This window comes from Streptococcus sp. HMSC078H12, from assembly GCF_001814615.1.
Taxonomy (GTDB): Bacteria; Bacillota; Bacilli; order Lactobacillales; family Streptococcaceae; genus Streptococcus; species Streptococcus salivarius_F.
On record NZ_KV817316.1, the window covers coordinates 72,598 to 79,655 of the forward strand.

General features: G+C 40.8%; 6 protein-coding genes and 1 pseudogene. All 7 read left to right on the forward strand.

Annotated elements, in window-relative coordinates; genetic code table 11:
• The first annotated feature begins 289 nt into the window (after positions 1 to 289).
• Positions 290 to 1,249, forward strand: a complete 960-nt coding sequence (locus HMPREF2979_RS01765; protein ID WP_070654813.1) for a competence protein CoiA — start codon at positions 290 to 292, stop codon at positions 1,247 to 1,249.
• Between the two features lie 10 nt (positions 1,250 to 1,259).
• A complete protein-coding gene (pepF, locus tag HMPREF2979_RS01770) occupies positions 1,260 to 3,065 on the forward strand; it encodes an oligoendopeptidase F (protein WP_037599540.1) in 1,806 nt (601 codons plus the stop codon).
• A gap of 211 nt (positions 3,066 to 3,276) precedes the next feature.
• Complete coding sequence (locus HMPREF2979_RS01775; RefSeq protein ID WP_070654815.1) at positions 3,277 to 4,497, forward strand: L-lactate MFS transporter; 1,221 nt, start codon at positions 3,277 to 3,279, stop codon at positions 4,495 to 4,497.
• A gap of 71 nt (positions 4,498 to 4,568) precedes the next feature.
• A complete protein-coding gene (locus tag HMPREF2979_RS01780) occupies positions 4,569 to 5,276 on the forward strand; it encodes an O-methyltransferase (RefSeq protein ID WP_070654817.1) in 708 nt (235 codons plus the stop codon).
• 61 nt (positions 5,277 to 5,337) lie between these two features.
• Positions 5,338 to 6,480, forward strand: coding sequence for a peptidyl-prolyl cis-trans isomerase (locus HMPREF2979_RS01785; protein ID WP_037611991.1), 1,143 nt, complete (start codon positions 5,338 to 5,340; stop codon positions 6,478 to 6,480).
• A 68-nt stretch (positions 6,481 to 6,548) separates the two neighbouring features.
• Positions 6,549 to 6,686 (forward strand): hypothetical protein, encoded by a 138-nt coding sequence (locus tag HMPREF2979_RS10295; protein WP_153300621.1) that lies wholly within the window; start codon positions 6,549 to 6,551, stop codon positions 6,684 to 6,686.
• A gap of 132 nt (positions 6,687 to 6,818) precedes the next feature.
• Positions 6,819 to 7,058, forward strand: a pseudogene (locus tag HMPREF2979_RS01790) (UDP-N-acetylenolpyruvoylglucosamine reductase); the annotation flags it as partial.

The following is a 7,058-nucleotide window of genomic DNA, read 5'->3' on the forward strand; positions in this document are numbered from 1 at the left end:
CTACATTAGCTATTTTTAATGGTTATGTGGGATAGAAACTGTTTTCAAAATCCTGATTCCTAGGAAAATTGGGGGATTTTCCTTGAGGAATTGAGATTGTTGAAAAGAGATCAAATGGACTGAGCGGCACTTGTATCCCAAGGTAAGCAATACACCTATAAACCTAAGTTTCCATACAGCAGGGAGCAAGTTTCAGTTTGAATGGGGGACGCATCTAGAGTAATCTAGATGTTTTTTATTTTGTGAATTCTTTTACGAATAAGTAAGAGAGTGCACGAAGGAGAGAGTCATGTTAATTGCAAAAAATCAGGAGGGAAACCTCGTTTCAGCTCTAGAAACCAGTATGCAACGTAAGGAATCCTATAGCTGTCCTGGTTGCCAGGGAGTTGTCCTTCTGAGACATGGTCAGGTAATGTGTCCGCATTTTGCTCATAAGTCTTTGCGAGATTGTCAGTTCTTCTCGGAGAATGAATCGGCCCAACATTTATCGCTTAAGGCAGCTTTGTATAAATCTTTGGTTAATCATGGTGAAAAAGTAAGTATTGAAAAGGTTATGTCTGAGATGGGGCAAATTGCAGATTTATTTGTTGGCGATTCACTGGTTCTAGAAGTTCAGTGTTCTCGGTTATCCCAGCAACGTTTGAGAGAGAGGACACGTGCCTATCAACAAGCAGGTTACGAAGTGCGTTGGCTTTTGGGTGAGGAACTCTGGTTGAATGGTCGTTTAACAGATTTACAGAGGGACTTTCTCTATTTTACGGCTAAGATTGGATTTCACCTATGGGAGCTTGATTGGAAGCGTGAGGAAATTAGACTTAAGTATCTTATCTATGAGGATATTTTTGGGAAAGTCTATTATTTAACTAAGGCTTGGCCGTTAACCGAAAATCTCATGACAGTTTTACGTTTTCCTTATCAAGCAGAGCAGGTTGAGACTTATCAAGTAACTCAGCGAAAGAAGGTCTCACATGTGATTCAACGAGAATTAATTGGGAAAAATCCAAGGTGGATGAGAAGGCAGGAGGAGGCTTATCTTAAGGGAATGAATTTATTATGCCTGTCTGATCAGGATTTTTTCCCACAAGTAAGATTTCCTGAATCTAAGCAGGGGTTTGTACAAATTAGACAGTCACTTGAAGGTTTTGAAAAGCTTTTTAAGCAATATTATCGAAAAAGGCATTTTTCTTATCGACAAACTCTCTACCCTCCCACCTTTTATGCTAAAATAGTAAAGAATAGATACAATTAAGGAGAATATTATGTCAGACAATCGTGCTCATTTAGAAGAGAAATACACATGGGATTTGACGACCATTTTTGCGACAGATGCAGATTGGGAGACTGAATATGAAAGCACTGTTCAGGATTTGAAGAAGGCTAGTGCTTATGCAGGTCATCTCTTAGATTCTGCTAAGAACTTGCTTGAGGCAACAGAACTTTATATGAGCCTTATGCGTCGCTTGGAGAAAATCTATGTCTATGCGTCAATGAAAAATGACCAAGACACAACAGTAGGGCTTTACCAAGAGTACCAAGCTAAGGCCTCAAACCTTTACTCACAGTTGAGTGAAGCCTTTGCATACTTTGAGCCTGAATTTATGGCCTTGGATGATAAGAAATTAGCTGAGTTTAAAGAACAAGAGCCAGGTCTTGGACTTTATGACCATTATTTCGAACGCCTTTTGGCAAACAAGGACCACGTTCTTTCTCAAGAAGCTGAGGAGCTCTTGGCAGCAGCAGGTGATATCTTCAACGGTCCAACGGATACCTTCAATGTCTTGGATAATGCTGATATCCTCTTCCCATGGGTATCAGATGGTCAAGGGGATGTGGTTGAGTTGACACATGGTAACTTTATCACCCTCATGGAATCTAAGGACCGTGACATTCGTAAGGGAGCTTATGAAGCGATGTATGGGACCTACGAGCAGTTCCAACATACTTATGCACAAACACTCCAAGGCGTAGTCAAGGTTCACAATTACCAAGCCAAAGTTCGTCACTATAATTCAGCACGTCATGCAGCACTTGCAGCTAACTTTATTCCAGAAAGTGTTTATGATTCACTCTTGGAATCAGTGAACAAGCATTTGCCACTTTTGCATCGTTACCTTGATTTGCGTAAGAAGGTCTTGGGGCTTGACGAGCTTAAGATGTATGATGTCTATACACCACTTTCTGAGACTGAAACTGCTCTTACTTATGAAGAATCCCTCAAGAAAGCAGAAGAAGTCTTGGCAATCTTTGGTGAAGAGTATAGTAAAGGGGTTCATGCAGCTTTTACGGAACGTTGGATTGACGTTCACCCTAACAAAGGAAAACGTTCAGGTGCCTACTCAGGTGGTGCCTACGATACCAATGCCTTCATGCTTTTGAACTGGCAAGACACTTTGGACAATCTCTTTACCCTGGTTCACGAAACTGGCCACAGTTTGCATTCAACTTTCACACGTCAGACTCAACCATATGTTTACGGAGATTACCCAATCTTCTTGGCGGAAATTGCGTCTACAACCAATGAAAATATCTTGACAGAAACGCTTCTTAAAGAGGTTAAAGATGACAAGACACGTTTTGCTATTCTTAACCACTATTTGGATGGTTTCAAGGGAACTGTCTTCCGTCAAACACAATTTGCCGAGTTTGAACATGCTATCCATGAGGCAGATGCATCTGGTCAAATCTTGACAGCGGACTTCATGAATAAGCTTTACGCAGACCTCAATGAGAAATACTATAACCTCAAAGCTGAAGATAACTACGAAATTCAGTTTGAGTGGGAACGTATTCCGCATTTCTACATGAATTACTATGTCTACCAATACGCTACAGGATTTGCAGCAGCAAGCTACTTGGCTGAAAAAATTGTTCACGGTACTGAAGAAGATAAAGAAGCTTACCTTACTTACCTTAAGGCGGGAAGCTCAGACTATCCTTTGGAAGTCATCAAGAAAGCTGGTGTTGATATGACCAATACCGACTACTTGGATGCTGCCTTCAAAGTTTTTGAAGACCGTCTCGTTGAGTTGGAAGCCTTGGTTGAAAAAGGTGTTCACCTTTCTTAAAAAGAAGTCACTATAAGAGAGAATCATTCTGAATCAGGATGATTCTTTTTATGTCTAAAAGCGAACGTTTACTAGAATACAAGTTCTAATTGATTTGGAAATATGTTGATGAGCATATTTATAGCCCCTAGTTTATATTCGTGATAGACTAAAAACCTAACGTTTTGTGTTTTATAAGTGAACAATGTTCAGAAATAGAAAGTAGGTTTTTGTGAAAACAACCAATCGTTATCTTGTAGCAACGTGTGGTGTCTTACTCCATCTCATGTTGGGGTCTACCTATGCTTGGAGTATCTATCGTAATCCTATTATGGTCCAGACTGGCTGGGATCAATCTTCAGTTTCTTTTGCCTTTTCATTGGCCATCTTTTGTCTAGGGCTTTCTGCAGCTTTCATGGGACGTTTGGTTGAAAAATTTGGTCCTAGAGTGACTGGAAGTATGTCGGCTGTTCTCTATGCTGGGGGAAATATTCTGACAGGAGTTGCCATTGCTCATGGAGAGCTGTGGATGCTTTATCTTGGTTATGGTATTCTTGGTGGTCTAGGACTGGGTGTGGGTTATATTACGCCTGTTTCAACTATTATTAAGTGGTTTCCTGATAAGCGTGGACTTGCGACTGGCCTTGCCATTATGGGCTTTGGCTTTGCCTCGCTGTTAACCAGTCCCATTGCCCAATATCTGATTCAGGCACGTGGCGTTGAACAGACCTTTTATATCTTGGGAGTCGTTTATTTTGTTGTTATGCTTTTTGTCTCACAATTCATTAAACGACCAAGTGTAGAGGAAGCACAACTGTTGGCTGACAAGAGTCCAAACCGTCAAGCTGCTGATTTGAGCAAGGGAGTTACGGCTAATGAGGCCCTGAAATCGTCAACTTTCTACTGGTTATGGCTTATTCTGTTTATCAATATTTCATGTGGCTTAGCCCTTGTCTCTGCTATTTCTCCAATGGCTCAAGATATGGTTGGGATGTCAGCGGAATCAGCGGCAGTTGTTGTAGGTGTTATGGGAATCTTTAATGGTTTTGGTCGCCTTCTGTGGGCAGGCTTGTCGGATTATATTGGGCGTCCGAAGACCTTTATCCTCCTCTTTGTGGTTAATATTGTTATGGCCGTCCTCTTAATTGTCCTGCAAGTTCCACTTGTCTTTGTGGTTGCGATGGCTGTTCTGATGACTTGCTACGGAGCAGGATTCTCCTTGATTCCTCCCTATCTTAGCGATATCTTTGGGGCAAAGGAGTTGGCTACCCTTCATGGTTATATTTTGACTGCCTGGGCGATGGCAGCCTTAGTGGGGCCAATGCTCTTATCCGTAACCTACGAATTGACAAAATCATACCAGATGACCTTGCTTGTTTTTATCGCTCTTTACGTGGTAGCTTTGGTCATTTCCTACCTCTTGAAAAAGAGGGGGTTACGTCAAGTAGCTTAATGATGAGGATTTGAGTTATAGATAAGAAAAATCTCTAGCACTCGCTAGGGATTTTTTATATAATAAAACACATGGTTAAATCATATAGTAAAAATGCAAATCACAACATGCGACGTCCTGTAGTCAACAAGGATATTGTGGACTACATGCGAACGCATCTTCAGAAAAATAAAGGGCATTTGGCTGAACTGGAGGCCTTTGCTCGTAAGGAAAATATTCCAATTATCCAGCACGAAGTTGTTGCTTATTTCCGATTTTTATTGCAGACCTTGCAGCCTAAGAAAATCCTTGAGGTAGGAACAGCTATTGGTTTTTCAGCCCTTCTTATGGCTGAATATGCGCCTGATGCTCAGATTACAACGGTTGATCGTAATGAAGAAATGATTGGATTTGCCAAGGAAAATCTAGCCAAGTATGACAGTCGCAAACAAATTACCTTGGTCGAAGGAGATGCAGCGGAAGTTTTGAAAGATTTGGACACTGATTATGATTTTGTCTTTATGGACTCAGCCAAGTCTAAATATATCGTCTTTCTGCCTGAAATCCTAAAACGTCTCAAGGTAGGTGGTGTCATCGTCTTTGATGATATCTTCCAAGGTGGGGACATTGCCAAAGACATCATGGAGGTCCGTCGTGGTCAGCGTACGATTTACCGTGGCTTGCATCGTCTTTTTGATGCGACCTTAGATAACCCTGGATTGACTGCTAGTTTGGTCCCTATGAGTGACGGACTTCTTATGCTTCGGAAAAATTCTGAAAATATTATCTTGCCAGATTAAGCATTATTTAAGTAAGTGTGGTATAATAACAAAGATATTGACAATTTAAGGAGTAGATAGAATGGCTAAAGAAAATGAAAACCTTGAGTCAACAGAAGAAACTGTTGAAGAGGTTGTAGCAGACAAAGACGCAGAACAAGAGCATCTTGATCGCCAAAAAGAAGAAGAGGAAAGCATCGCCCTCGCCAGTGAAAAAGCGAAAGAAAAAGCTAAACGTGCTAAAACTAAAAAGACACGTGATGCTGGTAAACCAAGCTCAGGTGGTCGCTTCCTTGGAGGTCTTGCCCTTGTAGCTGTTTCAGCTCTCGTTGGTGCAGGTGCTATGTATGTTTCTCTAGGTAACAAAACAACTGAAGAAACAACTTTGGTGTCTATGAAAGGTGATACTGTTACTGTCGGTGATGTTTTTGATTCACTTAAAGGTAGCAGCCAAACACAACAAAGTGTTTTGAGTGCAACTTTGCAAAAGGCTCTTGAAAAAGAATATGGTAGCAAGGTCAGCAAAGAAGACGTTGACAAAGCTTATAAGCAAGCTTCAGAACAATACGGAGATCAATTCTCACAAGTACTTGCAGCCTATGGTCAAACAGAAGAGTCATACCGTAATCAAATCCGTACACAAAAATTGGTTGAGTATGCTGTTAACCAAGCCGCACAAAAAGATTTGACGGAAGCAAATTACAAGGCTGCCTATGATAACTACACACCAAATACAGAGGTGCAAGTGGTTTCAACTACTGATAAAGCAGTGGCAGATAAAGTAGACTCTGAAGCTAAGGCAGAAGGAGCAGATTTCTCACAAGTAGCTAAAGATAACAGCTTGGAAGTGACTTCTAAGACAGTTAACTCAGCTTCTCAAGACTTCCCAGCAGATGTTTTGACAGCAGCCTTCAAACAAGATGCTAATGCCGTTTCTGACGTAGTGACTGTTTCAAACAGCTCAACTGGTGCTGCAACTTACTACATCGTCAAAACTGTTTCAAAATCTGAGAAAAATGCAGATTGGAAAAACTATAAGGATGATTTGACTAAGGTTATCATCAATGGTAAGAAAGCTGATACTAACTTCACTAACTCAGTGATTGCTAAGGTCCTTAAGAAATATAATGTTAAAGTTGTAGACAAGGCCTTTAGCGCAATTCTTGACCAGTATGTGACTGGTTCTGGAGCTTCATCAAGTTCATCATCAAGCTCTAGCAAATAAATCACAAGATAGAGTTGATAATGCCATTATCAGCTTGACCTAAGACCTAAAACACGTTAAAATGGAGAGTGGCTGAAAGTTCTAATATCATGACATTTTTAGCCTTCCCTTTGAGATTGGTAATCATCGCTTCTGATACAGAAAAATGGCGGTCGCTGCGAGCCATGGACGAATCTGGTTACTTGCTACTCAAAGTTCACAATTAAAGACAAATAAGAATGACAAGTTCATTGAATGAAGGTGGTACCGCGGTTCACGTCGCCCTTCGTTTAGTGGTCTTGTCTTTTATTCTTTGGGTATTTTCTGAATGAAATGTGTGGCAATATTGGAGGTAGCGTATGAAAACCTATTTTGTCAAACAGAAGTTTCGATTGGGTGGCGAACGCTTTGATATCAAGGATGATCAAGGTAGAGTTGCCTATCAGGTTGAAGGGTCCTTTTTTAAGATTCCAAAGACCTTTACGATTTTTGGTGAGGATGGTCGTGAGATTAGTCATATCGCCAAGGAACCGCTTAGTCTCTTGCCTAAGTTTATAGTAGACTTGCAGGATGGTTCGAGTTTTTACATTCGAAAAAAA

What these genes read in the sequence shown, in the direction of transcription:
- pepF (WP_037599540.1), top strand. Translation starts at nt 1,260, where the DNA reads ATGTCAGACAATCGTGCTCATTTAGAAGAGAAATACACATGGGATTTG.
- HMPREF2979_RS01765 (WP_070654813.1), top strand. Translation starts at nt 290, where the DNA reads ATGTTAATTGCAAAAAATCAGGAGGGAAACCTCGTTTCAGCTCTAGAA.
- HMPREF2979_RS01780 (WP_070654817.1), top strand. Translation starts at nt 4,569, where the DNA reads ATGGTTAAATCATATAGTAAAAATGCAAATCACAACATGCGACGTCCT.
- HMPREF2979_RS01785 (WP_037611991.1), top strand. Translation starts at nt 5,338, where the DNA reads ATGGCTAAAGAAAATGAAAACCTTGAGTCAACAGAAGAAACTGTTGAA.